Genomic DNA, 18,919 nt, shown 5'->3' with positions numbered 1-18,919 from the left:
GGCCCGGCGGGAGGTGAAACCGATGAACTCGGCGGACAGCGCGGCGGTGGTGGTCGGCGTGGACGGCTCCGAGTCGTCCCTGCGCGCGGTGCGCCTCGCCGCCGCCGAGGCCGTCCGCCGGCACCGGCCGCTGCGGGTGGTGCACGGGTTCATCTGGCCGCTGCTGCACGTGCCAGTCTCCCCCGCTCCCGACGCGCCGCCCGGCGCCGGACTGCGCCACCGGGCCGAGGAACTGGTCGCCGCCGCGGTGGCCGAGGCCGAGGCGACCGCGCCCGGGCTGACGATCTCCGGCGAGATCATCGACGGCGAGGCGTCCGCGGTGCTGGTGGGTGAGTCCCCCACCGCCGCGCTCATCGTGCTCGGCGACCGCGGGCTGGGCGGCTTCTCCGCGCTGGTCGTCGGCTCGGTGGCGGTGCAGGTCTGCGCGTACGCCGACTGCCCGGTGCTCGTCGCCCGCGGCGACCAACGCCCCGACGAGCCGGTGCTGGTGGCGATGGACGGCTCGGCGGCGTCCCGGCTCGCCGCCGAGTTCGCCGCCGAGACCGCCGTGGCGCGCGGCGTGCCGCTGCGCGCGGTGCACGCCTACCGGCACCCCGGCAGCAGCGGCCCCGGTGACATGCAACCCCTGGTGTACGACGAGGCGCAGTTGCACGCCGAGCAGGAGCGCATGCTCACCGGCTGGCTGGACGGGCTGACCGACCGTCACCCGGGGCTGCGGCTGACCTGGCGGGCGGCGCACGGCCGCCCCGGCGCGGTGCTCGCCGAGGCGTCCCGTTCCGCCCAACTTCTGGTCGTCGGCGGGCAGGGGCGCGGCGAGGTGACCGGCCTGCTGCTGGGGTCGGTGAGCCAGTCGGCGCTGCACCACGCCCACTGCCCGGTCGCCGTGGTCCGCGGCCCCCGCTGACGCCCCGGGGTTGGCCCGCCGCGAGACGGGTAGACGGCCACGGTACGCCAACGGCGACGAAGGAGGCAGCACATGCCAGGACCACGGCCGGGCAGCAACGCGTACGACAAGCAGCGGGCGCGGTTGCGCAACGCGATCGACGACTCCGGACGCCGGGTGCCCGACGGCAAGGCCAATCAGGTCGCGAACCGGATCCTGCAGGAGGATCGCGGCCAACGGGGCGTCGTACGCGGCGAGCGCACCTACGGGCCCAAGAGTGAACGCGAACCGGGCGACCCGAAGTGAGGCGGGTCGACCTGGCCGACGGCGCCATCGCGGGCGCCGTCGGCAGCACCGCGCTCAACGTGGTCAGCTACCTGGACATCGCCCTGCGGGCACGACCGGCGAGCAGCACACCGGAGCAGACCGTCGACCGGCTGGCCGGCATCGCGCACGTGGACCTGGGGTCGGGGCCCCGGGCGGCGAACCGCCGCTCGGGGCTCGGGCCCCTGATCGGCTACGGGCTCGGCATCGCCGCCGGCGTGGCGTTCGCGCTCTACGCCGGCGGTCGCCGCCAGCCACTGCCGATGGCCACCGGCGTGCTCGGCGCCGGGGTCATGACGATTACCGACGGGTCCATCACCGTGCTGGGAATCAGCGATCCGCGCACCTGGCGGCGCTCCGACTGGATCTCCGACATCGTCCCGCACCTGGCGTACGGACTGACGGCCGCCGCCACCTGGAACAGGTTGCGGCGGCCGTCCGGTCACGGTCGTTAGGCGCTGTCGTCCTCGGCGACCGGCTCACCCGCCGGGCCGTACGGCGACACCTGGCCCTTGGGCACCGGCCGACCGGCGTCCCCGCGCGACGTGCCGCGGTTGAGCGGATGCCCGGTCGGCTGGGGCCCCTTGCTGTCCTGGCTCGTCGCTCCCTTGGCGTTACGCCGGAACTCCTCCTGCTGCGGGTTGACCACGAGTGTCTCCCTCCGGGTACGGCAGGCGGCATCGACCGCCTCCACCGGCGGCATACCCGCCCGGCCGGGCGGCATTCCGGTCCCGCCCCGCGCCCGCAGGGCTAGCCACGCCCGCAACGGGTACGCACCAGGTGTGGGTGACGATCGAGCGGTGGTGCGGGTCCTGCTGGACCGGCGCAGCCACACATACGCCGAGGAGGCCGGTATCCGGCTCTCCGACCGCCCCGGTCCGCTGTACCAGCTGCTGGTGCTGGCCACCCTGCTGAGCACCCGGATCCGGGCGTGCGTGGCGGTCGACGCCGCGCGGGAGCTGTTCGCGGCCGGTTACCGCACACCGCGGGCGATGGAGGCGGCGAGCTGGCAGCAGCGGGTCGACGCGCTGGGCCGCGGACACTACCGCCGCTACGACGAGCGCACCGCCACCATGCTCGGCACCGGCGCCCGGCTGTGCCTGGACCGCTGGCACGGCGACCTGCGGCGCCTGCACCGGGACGCTCAGGGTGACCCGGCCGGGCTCCGTCGACGGCTCACCGAATTCCCCGGCATCGGGCCCACCGGCGCGGACATCTACCTGCGCGAGGCACAGACGGTGTGGTCCGACCTGCGCCCGTACGCCGACCGTCGGGCCCTCGCTGGCGCGAAGCGGCTGGGCCTTCCCGGCTCACCGGACCGGCTGGCCGGGCTGGTCGACGAACCGGACTTCGGCCGGCTCGCCTCGGCGCTGGTGCGGGTGGCGCTCGGCGAGGAATCCGCCGGCGAAGTCACCCGCGTCGCCGCCCGGTGAGGCGAGGCGCTCACTTGACGGTCTTGTCGCCCGGTCGGGTCAGGTGCCACACACCGAGCGCGGCGAGCAGCGCCAGGACGATGACCCCGCCGGAGAGGCCACGGCCCTCCTCGGGGCTGCGGCCCGCGCTGCCGAAGTAGATCACCGCGAGACCGGCGAGCACGGTGACGAACGTACGCAACCCTCGGTCCTTCACATACCGCACGCTAGGCGAGGAACATCCGCCCGGGGCGGTTCGCGTGTGTTGTCCCTCTTCTGGGCGACGCGCTCAGCGCTCCGTGACGAAGCCGCGCAGCCGCACCCGCCGCACCGCCCGGTCGGCGACCTCCACCACCTCGATGGTCAAGCCGGGCAACCGCACCGTCTCGCCCGGCTCACCCGGCAGGTGACCCAACCGTGCCAGCACCAGCCCCGCCACCGTCGTGTACTCCCGCGACAGCCGGAAGCTCAGTCGCACCCCCAGATCGGGCAAGTCGTGCAGGGGGAAGTCACCGGGCACCAGCAGCGACCCGTCCGGCTCCCGGGCCACGCCCCGCACGTCGCGGTCCGTCTCGTCGTACAACTCGCCGACGACCTCGGCCAGCAGGTCCTCCAGCGTGACGATGCCGTCGATGCCGCCGTGCTCGTCGACGACGAGGGCCAGCTGCTGGTGTTCCTGGCGCAAGCGGCGCAACGCGTCGGCCACCGGCAGGGTGACCGGCAGCAGCAACGGCGACCGGACCCGCTCCCCCACCGTCCCGGTGCCGGCCCGCACCAGATCGCGGATGTGCACCACGCCGATCACCTCGTCCAGACCGCCGGGGCCGGTCACCGGGGCGCGGGACCGGCCCGCGGCGGCCAGCAGGCGTACCCCCTCGTCGGCGGCCAGGTCGGTCGCCAGCGTGGTCACCTCCCGGCGGGCCACCAGGATCTCCCGCAGCGTCCGACCGGCGATGTCGAACGCGCCGGTCAGGATCTCCCGCTGCTGCGCCGACAGGCCACGCTGACTGACCAGCATCTCCCGCAACTCCTCCTCGGTCATCTCCTCCCGGCTGGCCCGGGGGTCCCCGCCGGCGAGCCGGACCACCACGTCGGTGGCCGAGCTGAGCAGCCACACCGCCGGGCGGGACAACCGGGCAAGCAGGTCCAGCGGCCCCGCGCTGAGCAACGCCCACCGCTCGGCCCGCTGCATGGCCAGGCGTTTGGGCGCCAACTCGCCCAGCACCAACGTGACGAAGGTCAGCGCCACGGTCACCAGCAGCACCGCGGCCGGGCGGGCCGCCGCGCCGAGGAAGCCCAACGGGCCGACCAGCGGCTGGGCGAGCGACACCGCCGCGGCAGCCGAGGCGAGGAACCCGGCCAGGGTGATCCCGAGCTGGATGGTGGCCAGATAGCGGTTCGGGTCCCGGGAGAGCCGGACCAGCCGGTCACCGGCGCGGGTCCGTCGCCCCAACCGGCGCAGCTGCCCCTCGCGCAGCGTCACCAGCGCCATCTCGCTGCCGGAGAGCGCGGCGTTGACCAGCACCAGCACGGCCACCAGCGCCAACTGCCCCAGCTGACCGCCCACCGCCCACCCCCGTTGACCGCCTCAGGTCACCTAACCGCAGCGCACCCGGCTCCGGGTCCCGTTTCCGGCCGGCGGGGCGCTCAGTCGACCTCCAGGTCGTCCAGCGAGATCGAGTGGGTCATCAACCACCGCGCCAGCGCCGACATGCCGAACAGCCAGAGCGGCACCGACTCGGTGGGGCCGTTGGTCGCGTAGATGGCGAACCGCAGATCCGGCGCGCGGTACGCCTCGATCCGCCATTGGTGCTGCCGGTCCCGCCAGACCGCCGAAGGGTCCATGGCGTCACCGTAGGTGACCGCCGACGGTCGAGGGGCCGGTTAGCCCGGCACCACCGCGACGCGGCGACGCGGCGACGGGCTCAGGTGACGACGACCCGGGCGTCGTCGGGCAGGCGGCGAGTGGCGCCGCGACGGTCCAGCAACTCCAGCAGCGGCACCGCCACCCGGCGGGTGGTGTCCAACGCCTGCCGGGCCGCCGACAGGGTGAACGGCTGCGGCAACGCGGCCAGCACGGCGACCGCCGCGTCCAGCGCGTCGGGCAGCAGCACCACGGTGTCGGCCAGCCGCAGCAGCGCGCCGGCGCGTACCGCCGCACCGATCTCCCGCGGGCCCAGGCCCAGGTCGACGAGGCGGTCCGCCTCGGGGGCGCGAAACAGCCGGTCGGCGTACTCGGCGCGGACCCGCTGCACGGCCCGGGCCACCGACTCCGGCAGGGTGTCGACGGCGGCCGTGCCGATCCGCCCACCGTGGAACCGCAGCGGCGGGCGGATCAGCGCCTCGACCAGCGCCCGGTCGGGCAGGGCGAGGCGTTGACGCAGCGCGTCCACCGGCATGCCCGGCTCCAACGGGTGCTCCCGGGCGTACCGGCCGACCTCCTCGGTGAGCTGATCGCCGAGCCGCTGCCAGTGCGCGGGGTCGGCCAGCCAGTCACCGGCCACCGGCGTGGCCTGCACCGGCACACCCATCCGCCGCAGCGCGCCGGCCCGCACCAGCCGACGGCGGCGCAGCTCACCGGCCAGGTCGGGTCGACCGTCGAGGTCGGCGAGGACCGTCGCGCGGACGGCAGCCGCGCCTCGGCGCGACAGCGGTGGCGGCGCCACGTCGAGGACCCGTACGCCGCCGGCCACATGGTGTCGGCCGGGATCACGCAGCAGCGCCTGGTCGCCGACCAGCAGCGGCAACGGGCGGGCCAGCCGAAGCCGGACGGTGTCCACGCCGAGCGGGCGTACCCGCACCGGCACCGCCGCCGACCCCACGTGCAGGGTGAGCGTGGCGGGCAGGTCGGCGGCCGGGTCGCCGGTGAGCCGTACGTCGATGACGTCGGTGTGGTGGAACCGGCCCGGGGTGAGCAGCGCGTCGCCGCGGCCGAGCCGGTCGCGGGGCGTACCACGCAGGTTGACCGCCACCCGGGCCACGGCCGCCGCCTCCGGACGGGCCTCGCCGAGGGAGTGCAGGCCCCGAACCCGAACCGGTTCGTCGGCCCCGGCCAGCTCCAACTCGTCGCCGACGCGCAACCGGCCGGCGCCCAGCGTGCCGGTGACGACGGTGCCGCTGCCCCGCACGGTGAAGCTGCGGTCCACCCAGAGACGCACCGGCGCGTCCACTGTGGGGGCGGGCAGCCGGGCGGTGAGCCGGTCCAGCGCCGAGCGCAGCTCCGGCAGGCCGACGCCGGTCAGCCCACTGACCGCCACCGTCTCCACCGCGCCGAGGCTGCTCGCCGCGATCTCGGCGCGGGCCCGCTGCGCCGCCGGCGCGGGGTCGGCCAGGTCCGCGCGGGTCACCACCAGCAGGCCGTACCCGACGCCGAGCGCGTCGAGCGCGGCCAGGTGCTCGGCGGACTGCGGCATCCACCCCTCGTCGGCGGCGACCACGAGCAACGCGGCCGGCACCGGGCCGACCCCCGCGAGCATGTTCGGCACGAACCGCTCGTGCCCGGGAACGTCGACGAAGGCGATGGTGGCGCCGGACGGCAGCGTCGTCCAGGCGAAACCCAGGTCGATGGTCATGCCCCGGCGGCGTTCCTCGGCCCATCGGTCGGGTTCCATTCCGGTCAACGCCCGGACCAGTGTCGACTTGCCGTGGTCGACGTGCCCGGCGGTGGCGACGACGAACATGTCAGTCGTCCCCGCCGACGCGCAGCACTGCCGCCAGGACCGCCTCGTCGGCGTCGACGGGCACACAGCGCAGGTCGAGCAGGAGCCGACCCCGCACCACCCGGCCGAGCACCGGCTGCTCGCCGGTGCGCAGCGGCACGGCGTACCGCTCCGGCAGGCTCAGCGCCCAGGAGTCCAGCTCGACGCCGGGGGCGCCGCCGCCGCCGACCACGGCGACCGCCGGGACGACCTCCGCCTTGCGCCCGTCCGCGCCGAGCCGGTCACGCAGCAGCTCCACCCGGCAGCGCAGGGACGCCGGGTCGGCGTGCAGCGCGGTCCGCGTCGGCGTGTCCGGGCGGTGCACGGTGGCGGCCAGCGCGGCCAGGGTCAGCTTGTCCACCCGCAGCGCCCGGGCCAGCGGGTGGCGGCGCAGCCGTTCGACCAGCGCGGCGTCGCCGAGCAGCAGCCCGGCCTGGGGGCCGCCGAGCAGCTTGTCGCCGCTCGCGGTGACCAGGGCCGCACCGGCGCGCAGGGTGCCGGCCGCGTCCGGCTCGTCGGGCAGCAGCGGATCCGGCGCGAGCAGCCCGGAGCCGATGTCGGCGACCACCGGCACGTCGAGCGTGGCCAGTTGGCGCACCGGGGTGGCCGAGGTGAAGCCGGTGATCTGGAAGTTCGACGGGTGCACCTTGAGCACGAAGCCGGTCTGCGGGCCGACGGCCGCGGCGTAGTCGTCGAGCGTGGTGCGGTTGGTGGTGCCCACCTCGCGCAGGCGGGCGCCGGTGCTCTCCAGCAGGTCCGGCAGGCGGAAACCGTCGCCGATCTCGACCAGCTCGCCCCGGCTGACCACGATCTCCCGTCCGGCGGCCAGCGCGGTGGCGGCCAGCACCAGCGCGCCGGCGCCGTTGTTGACCACATGCACGGCGGCGGCGTCCGGCACGGCGGCGGCCAGCGCGTCGATCGCGTCCCGGCCGCGGCGCGCGCGTCGCCCCGTGCGCAGGTCCAGCTCGACGTCGGTGTGCCCGGCGGCCGCCACGACCGCGGCGACGGCGGTCGGTGACAGCGGCGCCCGACCCAGATTGGTGTGCAGCACGACGCCGGTGGCGTTGAGCACCGTACGCGGGCCCGGGGCGGGCAACCCGACGATCACGGCGTCGGGGACCTCGTCGGGCTCGATCTCGCCACGACGGGCCCGCTCCTGCGCCTGGACGACGGCGGCCTTGACCCGGTCCCGGCCGAGGGTCGCGACGGCCTCGGCCAACCGCGGGTCGGCGAGCAGCGTGTCGGTGCGGGGCACCCGGCGTCGCGGGTCCACGCTGCCGTCGCGCATCACGTCACTCCTGCCGCAGTTGGCGGAGACGGACGGGAATCGAACCCGCCTGGCCCGGGTCCCGGACCACACCGGTTTTGAAGACCGGGAGGGGCACCAGCCGCCTGAACGCCTCCGTCGGACATTCGATCACAACGCCGAAGCGGCCGCTCAGTCAGCCGCCGGATCCACCCCGTTGCGTCGAGCGTTCACCCGCTCGCGTTGCGGCACCACTGTGTAGCGCGGGTCGCGCGCCGACGCGACGCCACCGTAGAAGATGCCGAACCGGGTGGCCACCGACGCGGCCAGCAACGCGACGCCGGACAACGCGCCGACCGCGCGGCTGCGCCGGCCGAGCAGCGCCCCGGCCACCCCGGCGGCGGTCAGCAGCCGACCGGCGCGCAGCAGCCGACCGGGCCGCCCCGACCGGTAGGGCTCGCTGAGCAACCCCATTCGGGTCTCCACCCGGTGCGCGCCGTACAGCTCCAGGGCCGCGCCGGCCACCGCCATCCGGCGGGCCGGCCCCGCCTGGGCCGGTGGCGCGGCGAGCAGACCCACGCCGGCGCCGCTGGCCAGCGCGCTGCCCGCGAAGATGACCGGCAACTCGGGGTACGCCTCATGCCACGACGGCACCGCCGTGTCGGCGAGCAGCACCCCGGTGTACGTGGCCAGCGCCGGCGCGGTGGCGGCGGCGACGAGCCCGGCGGCGTGCCCGACCGGCGGCAGTGCCCGGCCAGCCACGCCGAGCAGCCCGCGGCGGGGCAGCAGGCCGGCGCCCTCGGCGATCGCGGCGACCCCGGCGGCCGGCCCGAAGGCGGTGAGGATCCAGGTGCCCACCGACATCGGCGAGGTCGGTTTGGCCACCCGCAGCATGTGGTGGAACCGCTCCGGCCGGCCCAGGTCCCGGATCAGGAAGACGGCGCTGGCGCTGACGGCGCCCAGCGCGGTGACCCGACCGGCGCGGCGCAGCACCGGCCGGCCGGTGAGCTGCCCTCCCGCGGCGAGCAGCGACGAGCCGGCGGCCAGCCCGCCGGTGAACAGGTACGCGGCGATGTCCCATTTCCAGACCGGCGCCTTGAGGATGGGCCGCCCGTAGTACGACGTGAACTCGGCCTCCGGAACCCGCAGCTCCTCGCCGCCGCCGCGACCGCGCCGCCGGCCTGACCGCCGGGCCGGGTCGCCGCCGGACGGTCGCGCGACGGCGTCACCGCCGGACTGCCGTGCGGCCAGCTCGTCGCGGGCGTTGGTGAACCGGCGGAACCGATCGCCCACCGGGGGTCGCTGTGGGCTCACGAGGACCCTCCGACGACGAACGCGGCGACGGTCGCCGCCGTCATGGCCAGCGCGGCGAGGCCGGCGCGTTTCCACATCGCCGGCAGGTCCCGCGTCGTCACCACCGGATCCGGCGGCAACCCATACACCTCGGGCTCATCCAACAACAGGAAGAACGCCCCGTCACCACCCACACCATCGTTCGGATCATGCCCGTACAACCGCGCCTCGGGCACCCCCCGCTCCCGCAACGTCGCCACCCGCGCCGCAGCCCGCTCCCGCAACTCATCCAGGGGCCCGAACTGAATCGACTCCGTCGGACACGCCTGCGCACACGCCGGCGTCATCCCGGCCCCGAGCCGGTCATAACACAACGTGCACTTCCACGCCCGACCATCACCCTTACGCTGATCGATCACCCCATACGGACACGCCGAAATGCAGTACCCACACCCATTACAAATGTCCTCCTGCACCACCACCGTCCCGAACTCCGTCCGGAACAACGAACCCGTCGGACACACATCCAAACAAGCCGCATGCGTGCAGTGCTTACACACATCCGACATCATCAACCACCGAAAATCCGACCGACCCTGCACACCCATGCCCCGCCCCGGCGGCTGCCCACCCGGCATCCCCAGGAACTGCACGCCCGCGCCGCCGTTGGTCCCGGCCGGCGCGGTGGGGCCGTCGCGCGTGACGGTGGGGCGCGTGCCGTGCTCGTGCGCGACGGCCGGGTCGCCGAGCACGTCGACCCGGCCGCTGGCCGTCGACTCTGCGGTAATCGGGGTGCCGTTGGCCATGCGCGCGGCGGCCGACGGTGACCCGGGCGGCAGGCCCGGGTCGGTGCCGGTCGGGCCTGCGGCGACCGTCGCCGACGCCGCGCTGACCGTCGCGCCGGTCGGCGTACCCGCGAACGCCGCGCCGCCGTGCCCCGCCGGGCGTGGCTGCTCGATGAACGCGACGTGCCGCCACGAGTTCGCGGTCAACGCCCCGGTGTTGTCGTACGACATGCCCAGCAGATCCAGGCCACTGTCCGGAACGCCGTTCCACTCCTTGCAGGCCACCTCGCACGCCTTGCACCCGATACACACACTCGTGTCGGTGAAGAACCCCATCCGCGGCGGCGCGTCCACATAACCGGCGTCCGGCGCCGGATCGAGCGGCCCGTAGAGGCTGTTCCGGTCAGGAGCCATCGCTAGCCTCCACGTCCTGGTCGGTGGTGACGGCCGGCGCGTGTCCGCCCGGGGTGATGCCGGCCCGCCGCTGGTAGTCGGCGACCAGGTCGAGCAACGCCGTCCCGGTGGGCCGGCGGCCCGACCGGACGTCGCAGGTGCCGACCTTGCTCTCCTGGATGAGGACGTTGGGGTCGAGGGTGATGCCGAACAGGTCGTTGGCCGAGTCGCCGGTGACCAGACCCTCGTAACCGAAGTGGTACGGCAGCCACACCTGGTGGATGACCCGCCCGTCCACCCGCAGCGGGGTGAGCCGGTCGGTCACCAGCACCTTCGCCTCGATCACCGCCCGGCCGCTGATCAGGTGCGCCCACCCCAGGTGCGCCAACCCCGTTTCGGCGGCCAACTCGGGTGACACCTCGACGAACATCTCCGGCTGCAGCTCCGCGAGGGGGCGCACCGTGCGGCTCATCCCACCGGCGGTGTGGTGCTCGGTGAGCCGGCTGACCGTGAACACGTACGGGAAGACCTGGCTGTGGTCCTCGGGCGGGCTCGGGTTGACCGAGTTCACCGGGTGCGCGTACGACTTGCGGGTCGGGTTGGCCTGCTGCCGGTAGAGCGGGTTGCGCACCGGCGACTCGACCGGCTCGTAGTGCGTTGGCAGCGGCCCGTCCAGCACGCCGCTGGGCGCGTACAGCCAGCCCTTGCCGTCGCCCTGCATGACGAACGGATCGTCGCCGGCGATCCCCTCCGGCCCGGACGCGCCGGCCGGCGGCCGGTACGACGGGGGTTTGGTCTTCTCGAAGTCCGGCACGTCGTAGCCGGTCCACTCGGCCTTCTCCGCGTCCCACCAGACGTAACGTTTGCGCTCACTCCACGGGTTGCCGTCCGGGTCGGCCGACGCGCGGTTGTAGAGGATGCGGCGGTTCGCCGGCCAGGCCCAGCCCCACTCGGCGGCCACCCAGTCCTGCTCGTGTCGGGACTTGCGGCGCGCGGCCTGGTTGACGCCGTCGGCGTACACCCCGGTGTAGATCCAGCAGCCGATCGCGGTGGAGCCGTCCGCACGGGCCTCGGCGAAACTGGACAACGGATGGCCCGTCGGCACGTCGTACCCGTTGATCTCCCGCAGGACCGACTCGGCGCTCGGTTCGGCGTGCGGACCGTGCGTGGGGTAGTCCCAGGTGAGGTCGAGCAGCGCCCGGTCGCGCGGCAGCGTCGAGTCGGCCAGCTTCTCCCGCAGCTTGCGGCCGAGGTGGTAGAAGAACCACAGTTCGGAGCGGGCGTCGCCCGGCGGCTCGACCGCCTTCTCCCGCCACTGCAACAACCGCTGCGTCTGGGTGAACGTGCCCTCCTTCTCCACGTGCGACGCGGCGGGCAGGAAGAACACCTCGGTACGACACTCCTCGGGCACGATCTCGCCGGTGGCCACCTCGGGACCGTTCTGCCAGAAGGTCGCGCTCTCGATCATGAACAGGTCCCGCACGACCAGCCAGTCCAGATTGGCCATGCCCAGGCGCTGCGCCCGGCCGTGCGCCGAGCCGACCGCCGGGTTCTGCCCGAGCAGGAAGTACCCCTTGACCTTCCCGTCGATCATGTTCAGCACCTGCTGGTAGGTGCCGTGATCACCCGTCAGTCGGGGCAGGTAGCCGTAGCAGTAGTCGTTCTCCGGTGTCGCCGCGTCCCCCCAGTACGCCTTGAGCAGGCTGGCCGCGAACGATCGGGCGTTGCCCCAGAAGCCCTTCTGGCCGGGGTGCCGGATGCTGTCCACCCACTCGTCGAACGTGGGGTGGTCGGCGTGGTGCGGCATCGGCAGATAGCCGGGCAGCAGGTTGAACAGCGTCGGGATGTCCGTCGAACCCTGGATGCTGGCGTGACCGCGCAGGGCCATCACCCCGCCGCCCGGGCGGCCCATGTTGCCCAGCAGCAACTGGATGATCGCGCCGGTACGGATGTACTGCACGCCCACGCTGTGCTGCGTCCACCCCACCGAATAGATCAGCATGCCGGTGCGGTCCCGGCCGGAGTTGGCAGTCCACGCCTGGGCCAGTTCGAGGAACTTCTCCTGCGGGATGCCGCAGACCCGCTCCACCATCTCCGGGGTGTAGCGGGCGAAGTGCCGCTTGAGGATCTGGTAGACGCAGCGCGGATGCTGCAACGTCTCGTCCCGCTGGGTCTGCCCACCCACCTGCGCGCCGTGCGACTCGTGCGCCAACCCCGCGGCGTTGTCGCGCTCCTGGGCGGTGTGCCCGCTGCCGGAGGAGCCCTCGTGGCCCTCGTACTGCCAGCTGTCCTGCACGTAACTGCCGGTCTCCGGGTCGAAGCCGGAGAAGAAGCCGTCGCCGTCCTCGGTGTCGCTGAACTGCTCGCTGACGATCGTCGCCGCGTTGGTGTAGGCGAGCACGTACTCGCGGAAGTCCAGCTCGTTGTCGAGGATGTACCGGATCACGCCGCCGAGCAGGGCGATGTCCGTGCCGGCCCGGATCGGCAGGTACGCGTCCGCCACCGCGCTCGTACGCGTGAACCGCGGGTCCACGTGGAAGACCTTCGCGCCACGGCGCTTGGCCTCCATCACCCACTGGAAACCCACCGGGTGCGCCTCGGCCATGTTCGAACCCTGAATGACGATGACGTCAGCGTTGGCGATGTCCTGCTGAAAATCCGTCGCACCGCCACGACCGAAGCTAGCCCCCAGACCGGGGACGGTGGCCGAGTGTCAAATACGGGCCTGATTCTCGATCTGCAGCGCCCCCATCGCGGTGAACAACTTCTTGATGAGGTAGTTCTCCTCGTTGTCCAGCGTCGCCCCGCCCAGACTGGAGATCCCCAACGTCCGGTTGAGCGGCCGGCCCTGCTCGTCGACGTCCTCCCAGGTCTGCTCGCGGGCGGCGAGGACGCGGTCGGCGATCATGTCGAGCGCCGTGTCGAGGTCCAGGTCTTCCCACTGCGTCGAGTACGGCCGCCGGTAGCGGACCGTCGTCTGCCGCAACGGACTGGTCACCAGACTCTTGCTCGCCGAACCCTTCGGACACAACCGACCCCGCGAGATCGGACTGTCCGGATCACCCTCGATCTGCGTGACCTGCCCGTCCTTGACGAACACCCGCTGACCACAACCGACCGCACAGTACGGACACACCGAGCGGGCCACGCTGTCGGCCGTCTCGGTGCGGGCGGTCAGAGCGGCCGAGCGCGCGGACTTGGCCGCCGCGCCCCGGCCCAACGGGTCCGTGCCGGTGAGCTGCCGATACACCGGCCAACCCTCGATGAACGTCCGCAGACCCATCCCCGACACCCCCTCCCACGCGAGCGACCTCACGAACATAGGTCAGATGAGGACTCTTCGCTAATCGGGAGGGAGGCGTCGCGGCATCGTCACTCGGCACGCAGGCCCCATCTCAGCGCGGGGATCATCACGGCCGCGGGAACGAGGTGCAATCCGACAAGGGCGGTGACGGTGGCGGCGTTGCCCCCGCAGAGCAGGGGCGCGACCAACGAGATCGCGGTCAGCGACACCGCCGTCCACACCCAGCGCGCGGCGGGGCGCGCGCTCCAGCGCAGCAGAGCGGCCGCGATGACGGCGCCCACGACCGAGAAGACGCCGGTCACCACGGCGAACCCGGGTATCGGGATCGTCTCGCCACCGGCAGGGACCGTGAAGTCGACGCCAGCGGCCCGGGCGAGCGCCGCGGCGACGGTGGTGGCCAGCATCGCCGCGAACGTGGCGAGGAACCCGACACCGGCCAGCCCGCGCAGCCGGTGCGCACGGCTGGTCCGGCCCGACGCCGGGGCCGCGGCGGTCACCTGGCACCGCCCGCGGGGAGGCGCTGCGGCAGCCCGAGCCGCGGGAACTGGTCGTCGTGGAAGATGACGATCTCGGCGACCGCACCGCCGGTGACGCGCAGGACGTCGATGGTCAGCGGCAGGTACGCGCCCTCGGACTCCCGCCACAGGTAGAAGGCGACGGCGGGCTGCCGGTTCACGGCGGTCAGGACGCCGCGCAGGCGTCCCAGGTCGGCGAAGCCATCCTGCACCCAGTCGCGCACCACCGCGTCGCGGCCGACGTGCACGCCGGGTGTGGGCGGCATCGAGCAGCGGACGTCGTCGCGCAGCATCGCGGCGAGCCCGTCGATGTCCTTGGCGACGCTCGCGTCGGCGAAGCGGCGCACCAGCTCGCGCGTCCCGGCGTCCTCCTCACCGCCGGTCCAGTCCTGCCGCTCGGCGGGCAGGTGCTCCCGCATGCCGGCGCGGGCCCGTTGCAGCGCGCTGTTCACCGAGTTGACGGAGTCCCCGAGCAGCTCCGCGACGTCCTTCGCCGGCCAGCCCAGCACGTCCCGCAGGATCAGCACGGCCCGTGGGCGCGGCGCGAGGTGCTGGACCGCGACCAGGTACGCCAGCTCGATCGTCTCCCGCGCGAGGGCGACGGTCTCCGGCTCGTCCGCGGCACCCGCCGGCAGCTCGTCGAGCAGCCGGTCCGGATACGGCTGCAACCACCGCACCTCGCCACCGGTCGCAGGCTCGGGGCGGCGCCGGGCGAGCAGGTCCAGGCAGGCGTTCGTGGCGATCCGGTACAGCCAGGCCCGGAACGACGACCGCCCCGCGAAGGTCTCCCGCCGCCGCCACGCGCGAAGCAACGTCTCCTGCACGGCGTCCTCGGCATCCTCGAACGACCCGAGCATCCGGTAGCAGTGCACGTGCAGCTCCCGCCGGTGCCGACCGGCCAGTCCCGCGAAGGCCGACTCGTCCACCCCAACCAGACCGCCCCCGCCCACCTGCTCGTGTGTGTGCGCACTCGTCACGTCATGCTCCCGTCTCGTCGTGTCCCGTCGCAGGTATGACGGGTGCGGGCGCGACAACTCATCACCGGGGCGGACGATCCTCGTCCTACCCGCCGCCGGGCGGCCGGGGAAGGTCGCTTGAGCGACACCGGGACCGGCGGGCGCTACCCTGACAGCATGCAGGCCGTCTCGCCCACCGCGACCGGCGTGGTCTTCCTGGCCCGCCCGGGTCGTCCCGCCGTGGTGGCGCGCACCCTCACCGAGCTCACCGGCCCCACCCACGGCGTGGTCGAGCTGCCGGTGCGGTTGATGTGGAACGCCGAGCGCACCTTCGACCTCGGCGACCCCGACCAGCTGCTCTGGATGTACGAGAACGTGCTGCGCGAGACCCCCAGCGCCGACGACCTACGCGTCCTGATCAACGGGCGGACACTGCGCCGGGTGTGGCGGTTGCTCAACCTGCCCCGGGGCGTCCGCCTCGCCTGGGAGAGCCGGCACCGCGGCCTGCGCGCGGCGTGATCGCACCACATCTGCACGAGTTCTACCGGGAGGTGGCCCGGGTGGCGCTGACCGCCGCCGGGCCGTACCGGTTCGTGCTCGGTGGCGGGGTGGCCTGGGCCGCGCACGGCCTGGTCGCCCGGCCGACCGAGGACGTGGACCTCTTCGCCGACGTCGAGGGCGCTGCCGCGGCGGCCACCGCCGGGGTGCGCGTGGCGCTGGAGCGGGCCGGGTTCACCGTCACCGACGCCGACCCGGACAGCGAGCTCGCCGACCTGTTCGACGGGTACGGCCAGGACATGAAGGACTTCGTGGTGAGCCGCGACGGGCGGGAGATCCGGCTCAGCCTGGCGCGGCTGGACCGGCAGCAGAGCCCGGTGGTGATGGACCTCGGCCCGGTGATGGACGTCCGCGACCTGGTCGCCAACAAGATCGCGGCGTTGGTCAACCGGCGGGAGGTCCGAGACTTCATCGACGTGGCGGCGGCGTTGGAGCACTACGACGTGACGCAGCTGCTGATGCTCGCCCGGCAGGTCGACCCCGCGCTGGACCCGGCCGACGTGCGGGCCGCCGGACGCTACCTGGACCGGCTGTCCGACAAGCGTTTCGGCCGCTACGGCCTGGGCGCCGACGACGTCGCGCGGGTGCGCCACCGCTTCGCCACCTGGCCCCGCTGACGCCACCGCCCGCCACGCCGTACCGCCGGGTGGTCACCCGCGGGCGACCACCCGGCGACCGGATCACTTGGTCGGTCGACCGCCGGTGACCCCCAGGATCTCGCCGGTGACGTAGCTGGACTCCTGGGAGGCGAAGAAGACGTACGCCGGGGCCAGCTCCGCCGGCTGGCCGGGCCGGCCCTCCGGGGTGTCGGTGCCGAACTGCCGCACCTTCTCCTTCGGCATGGTGGCGGGGATCAGCGGTGTCCAGACCGGGCCGGGGGCCACCGCGTTGACCCGGATACCCTGCTCGGCGAGGTCGGCCGCGAGGGCCTTGGTGAAGTTGGCGATCCCCGCCTTGGTGGTGGCGTAGTCCAGCAACTGCGGCGACGGGTCGAACGCCTGGATCGACGCCGTGTTGATGATCGCCGAACCCTCCGGCAGGTGGGGAATGGCGGCCTTGCAGAGCCAGAACATGGCGTACAGGTTGGTCTTGAGCACCCGGTCGAACTGCTCGGTGCTGATCCCGAGAATGCCCTTGTCCTGCGACATCTGGTACGCCGCGTTGTTCACCAGGATGTCGATCCCGCCCAGGTCGCGCACCGCCCGGTCGACGAGCTCCTGACAGTGCGCCTGGTCGGTGATGTCGCCGCGGACCGCGATGCCGCGTCGACCGGCGTCCTCGACGAGCCGGATGGTCTCGCGGGCGTCGGCGTCCTCCTCCGCGCCGAGGTACGAGATGAGCACGTCGGCGCCCTCGCGGGCGAACGCGATCGCCACGGCCCGGCCGATCCCCGAGTCACCGCCGGTGATCAGCGCCCGCTTGCCGTCCAGCCTCCCGCTTCCCCGGTACGACTCCTCACCATGGTCCGGCTTCGGGGTCATCTCCCCGGTCGAGCCGGGCGGCGACTGCTGCTGGCCCGGCGAACCGGACTGCTGGCCGTACTGGCTGGTCGGGTCCTGCTGGGTGTGCTGGTCCTCACTCACCGACATCTCCCTCACACTGTGCGCACTACTCCCCCGTGACCTGATCCAGAGCGCCCTACCCTGCGGCGGCCTGCGGAAACCGGGGCTGGCGTGGCGCAAGTGACAGGCGCTGGTTATGGTGCGCGAGGCGCTCACGAGGCGCGTCCACCCCCATGGAAAGGCACGTCATGACCTCTGGATCCGGTCCGTCGCGTCGGCAGGTGCTCGCGGTCGCCGCCGCGGCCGCGACCGCCCCGCTGATCGCCGCCGCCCCCGCGCAGGCGGCCGGCGCGGCCCGACCGCGCACCTGGGACCTCACCCTCCTGGGCACGTCGGACACGCACGGCAACGTCTACAACTGGGACTACTACCGCGACGCCGAGTACGACGACAGCAAGCACAACGACATCGGTGTCGCGAAGCTGGCGACCCTGATCAACCAGATCCGCGCCGAGCGGCGCGGCAAGGCCACGCTGGTCCTCGACGCCGGCGACACCATCCAGGGCACTCCGCTGGCCACGTACTACGCCAAGCAGGAGCCGATCACCGCCACCGGCGAGAAGCACCCGATGGCCCGGGCCATGAACGTCATCGACTACGACGCCGTGACGCTGGGCAACCACGAGTTCAACTACGGTCTGCCGCTGCTGGACCTGTGGATCCGCCAACTCGGCTTCCCGGCGCTCGCCGCGAACGCGATCAACGCGAAGACCGGCAAGCCCGCCTTCCTGCCGTACGTCATCAAGAAGGTCTCCCTCGGCTTCGCGGCGCCGACCCTGCGGGTCGGCATCCTCGGCCTGACCAACCCCGGCGTGGCCATCTGGGACAAGGGCACCGTCGAGGGCAGGCTGCGCTTCGACGACATGGTGGCGACCGCCGCGAAGTGGGTGCCGATCATGCGGGCGCGCGGCGCGGACCTCGTGCTGATCTCCGCGCACGGCGGCGACAGCGGCACCTCCAGCTACGGCCCGGAGCTGCCCAACGAGAACCCGGTGGCGCTCATCGCCCAGCAGGTGCCGGGGATCGACGCGATCCTCTTCGGGCACGCCCACAACGAGGTGGTCGAACGGTTCGTGACCAACGAGCGCACCGGCGCGCAGGTGCTGCTCTCCGAGCCGTCGAAGTGGGGCCAGCGGCTCACCCGGATGGACTTCACCCTCGCTCGTGAGCGTGGCCGCTGGACGATCACCAAGAAGGCCGCCTCCATGTTGAACACCAACACGGTGGCCGAGGACCCGAAGGTGCTCGCGGCCGTGCGGGCCCAGCACGCCAAGACCATCGCGTACGTCAACCAGGTCGTCGCACAGTCCACTGTGGAACTGTCGGCGGCGGAGTCGCGGTACAAGGACACGCCGATCCTGGACTTCATCAACCACGTGCAGACCGAGGTCGTCGGTGCGGCGCTGACCGGCTCCGCGTACGCGGACCTGCCGGTGCTGTCGATCGCGGCGCCGTTCAGCCGCACCGCGGTCTTCCCCGCCGGCGACGTCAAGATCCGCGACGTGGCGGGGCTCTACGTGTACGACAACACCCTCGAAGCGGTCGTGCTCAGCGGCGCCGAGGTGCGCGCATACCTGGAGTACTCGGCGAAGTACTTCCGCACCCTCGCCCCGGGCGCCCCGGTCGACCCGGAGCAGATCAGCGACCCGGCGGTCCCGGACTACAACTACGACGTGATCTCCGGCCTGGACTACGACATCGACATCTCCAAGCCGGTCGGCCAGCGGATCACCCGGCTGGTGCTGCCCGGCACCGACACCCCGGTGGCGGACGACGCGCAGTTCGTGGTGGCGGTGAACAACTACCGGCGCAGCGGCGGCGGCAACTTCCCCGGCATCGTGAAGACCCAGGTCTACAACGCGCAGCAGGAGATCCGCCAGCTGCTGATCGACTGGGCGCAGGCCAAGGGGACGATCAACCCGGACGACTTCTTCCAGCCCAACTGGCGACTGGTACGCGAGGGCGTGCCGGTCTTCTGATCCCGGAACGT

At 73.1% G+C, this 18,919-nt stretch carries 19 protein-coding genes and 1 tRNA gene; 7 read left to right on the top strand and 13 right to left on the bottom strand.

The features are described 5' to 3' along the window. Nucleotides 1-22: 22 nt before the first annotated feature. The 3 genes from OG505_RS09695 (at nt 23) to OG505_RS09685 (ending at nt 1,662) form a co-directional block, all read left to right on the top strand. Entirely contained in the window at nt 23-904 is an 882-nt protein-coding gene (locus OG505_RS09695; RefSeq protein ID WP_405432655.1) for a universal stress protein, read from the top strand. Between the two features lie 72 nt (nt 905-976). Beyond that, nucleotides 977-1,189, top strand: a complete 213-nt coding sequence (locus OG505_RS09690) for a phosphatidylethanolamine-binding protein (RefSeq protein WP_088948250.1) — start codon at nt 977-979, stop codon at nt 1,187-1,189. After that, a complete protein-coding gene (locus tag OG505_RS09685; RefSeq protein ID WP_405432654.1) occupies nt 1,186-1,662 on the top strand; it encodes a hypothetical protein in 477 nt (158 codons plus the stop codon). The genes OG505_RS09690 and OG505_RS09685 overlap by 4 nt, the downstream gene beginning before the upstream one ends. Here the strand turns inward: OG505_RS09685 and OG505_RS09680 are convergent. Further along, complete coding sequence (locus OG505_RS09680) at nt 1,659-1,856, bottom strand: hypothetical protein (RefSeq protein ID WP_405432653.1); 198 nt, start codon at nt 1,854-1,856, stop codon at nt 1,659-1,661. The genes OG505_RS09685 and OG505_RS09680 overlap by 4 nt on opposite strands. A gap of 133 nt (nt 1,857-1,989) precedes the next feature. On the opposite strand from OG505_RS09680, the gene OG505_RS09675 reads away from it, so the two are divergent. Continuing rightward, nucleotides 1,990-2,640, top strand: a complete 651-nt coding sequence (locus OG505_RS09675) for a hypothetical protein (protein WP_405432652.1) — start codon at nt 1,990-1,992, stop codon at nt 2,638-2,640. Between the two features lie 10 nt (nt 2,641-2,650). On the opposite strand, the gene OG505_RS09670 is transcribed toward OG505_RS09675, so the two are convergent. From OG505_RS09670 to OG505_RS09620, 11 genes are all read right to left on the bottom strand, one after another. Continuing rightward, entirely contained in the window at nt 2,651-2,836 is a 186-nt protein-coding gene (locus OG505_RS09670; protein ID WP_234586346.1) for a hypothetical protein, read from the bottom strand. 72 nt (nt 2,837-2,908) lie between these two features. Further along, complete coding sequence (locus OG505_RS09665; RefSeq protein WP_405432651.1) at nt 2,909-4,186, bottom strand: hemolysin family protein; 1,278 nt, start codon at nt 4,184-4,186, stop codon at nt 2,909-2,911. Nucleotides 4,187-4,266: 80 nt separating this feature from the next. Further along, complete coding sequence (locus OG505_RS09660) at nt 4,267-4,464, bottom strand: hypothetical protein (protein WP_088989536.1); 198 nt, start codon at nt 4,462-4,464, stop codon at nt 4,267-4,269. A gap of 80 nt (nt 4,465-4,544) precedes the next feature. Continuing rightward, on the bottom strand, nt 4,545-6,299 hold the full coding sequence (selB, locus tag OG505_RS09655; RefSeq protein ID WP_405432649.1) for a selenocysteine-specific translation elongation factor: 1,755 nt from the start codon (nt 6,297-6,299) through the stop codon (nt 4,545-4,547). Between the two features lies 1 nt (nt 6,300). Continuing rightward, a complete protein-coding gene (selA, locus tag OG505_RS09650) occupies nt 6,301-7,605 on the bottom strand; it encodes an L-seryl-tRNA(Sec) selenium transferase (protein ID WP_405432648.1) in 1,305 nt (434 codons plus the stop codon). A 20-nt stretch (nt 7,606-7,625) separates the two neighbouring features. Further along, a tRNA-Sec gene (locus OG505_RS09645) sits at nt 7,626-7,721 on the bottom strand. A 34-nt stretch (nt 7,722-7,755) separates the two neighbouring features. Continuing rightward, on the bottom strand, nt 7,756-8,877 hold the full coding sequence (nrfD, locus tag OG505_RS09640; protein ID WP_405432647.1) for an NrfD/PsrC family molybdoenzyme membrane anchor subunit: 1,122 nt from the start codon (nt 8,875-8,877) through the stop codon (nt 7,756-7,758). Further along, entirely contained in the window at nt 8,874-10,055 is a 1,182-nt protein-coding gene (locus OG505_RS09635; RefSeq protein WP_405432645.1) for a 4Fe-4S dicluster domain-containing protein, read from the bottom strand. The genes nrfD and OG505_RS09635 overlap by 4 nt, the downstream gene beginning before the upstream one ends. Continuing rightward, complete coding sequence (gene fdh, locus OG505_RS09630; RefSeq protein ID WP_405432644.1) at nt 10,045-13,317, bottom strand: formate dehydrogenase; 3,273 nt, start codon at nt 13,315-13,317, stop codon at nt 10,045-10,047. Before fdh ends, OG505_RS09635 begins: the two co-directional genes overlap by 11 nt. A gap of 89 nt (nt 13,318-13,406) precedes the next feature. After that, nucleotides 13,407-13,835, bottom strand: coding sequence for a DUF6069 family protein (locus OG505_RS09625; protein WP_405432642.1), 429 nt, complete (start codon nt 13,833-13,835; stop codon nt 13,407-13,409). Beyond that, complete coding sequence (locus OG505_RS09620; RefSeq protein WP_405432640.1) at nt 13,832-14,830, bottom strand: RNA polymerase subunit sigma-70; 999 nt, start codon at nt 14,828-14,830, stop codon at nt 13,832-13,834. Before OG505_RS09620 ends, OG505_RS09625 begins: the two co-directional genes overlap by 4 nt. 156 nt (nt 14,831-14,986) lie before the next feature. Between OG505_RS09620 and OG505_RS09615 the strand changes: the two genes are divergently transcribed. Both OG505_RS09615 and OG505_RS09610 read left to right on the top strand, forming a co-directional pair. Next, nucleotides 14,987-15,328 (top strand): hypothetical protein, encoded by a 342-nt coding sequence (locus OG505_RS09615; protein ID WP_405432639.1) that lies wholly within the window; start codon nt 14,987-14,989, stop codon nt 15,326-15,328. Beyond that, nucleotides 15,325-15,984 carry a nucleotidyl transferase AbiEii/AbiGii toxin family protein gene (locus OG505_RS09610; protein ID WP_405432638.1) on the top strand — a complete coding sequence of 220 codons (660 nt, stop codon included), beginning with the start codon at nt 15,325-15,327 and terminating at the stop codon, nt 15,982-15,984. The genes OG505_RS09615 and OG505_RS09610 overlap by 4 nt, the downstream gene beginning before the upstream one ends. Nucleotides 15,985-16,047: 63 nt before the next feature. On the opposite strand, the gene OG505_RS09605 is transcribed toward OG505_RS09610, so the two are convergent. Then, complete coding sequence (locus OG505_RS09605) at nt 16,048-16,950, bottom strand: SDR family oxidoreductase (protein WP_405432637.1); 903 nt, start codon at nt 16,948-16,950, stop codon at nt 16,048-16,050. 167 nt (nt 16,951-17,117) lie between these two features. On the opposite strand from OG505_RS09605, the gene OG505_RS09600 reads away from it, so the two are divergent. Then, on the top strand, nt 17,118-18,908 hold the full coding sequence (locus tag OG505_RS09600; protein WP_405432635.1) for a bifunctional metallophosphatase/5'-nucleotidase: 1,791 nt from the start codon (nt 17,118-17,120) through the stop codon (nt 18,906-18,908). Nucleotides 18,909-18,919: the final 11 nt, after the last annotated feature.

This window comes from Micromonospora sp. NBC_00617, from assembly GCF_045161355.1.
Lineage (GTDB): Bacteria > Actinomycetota > Actinomycetes > Mycobacteriales > Micromonosporaceae > Micromonospora.
This window is presented reverse-complemented; position numbering and strand designations above follow the sequence as displayed.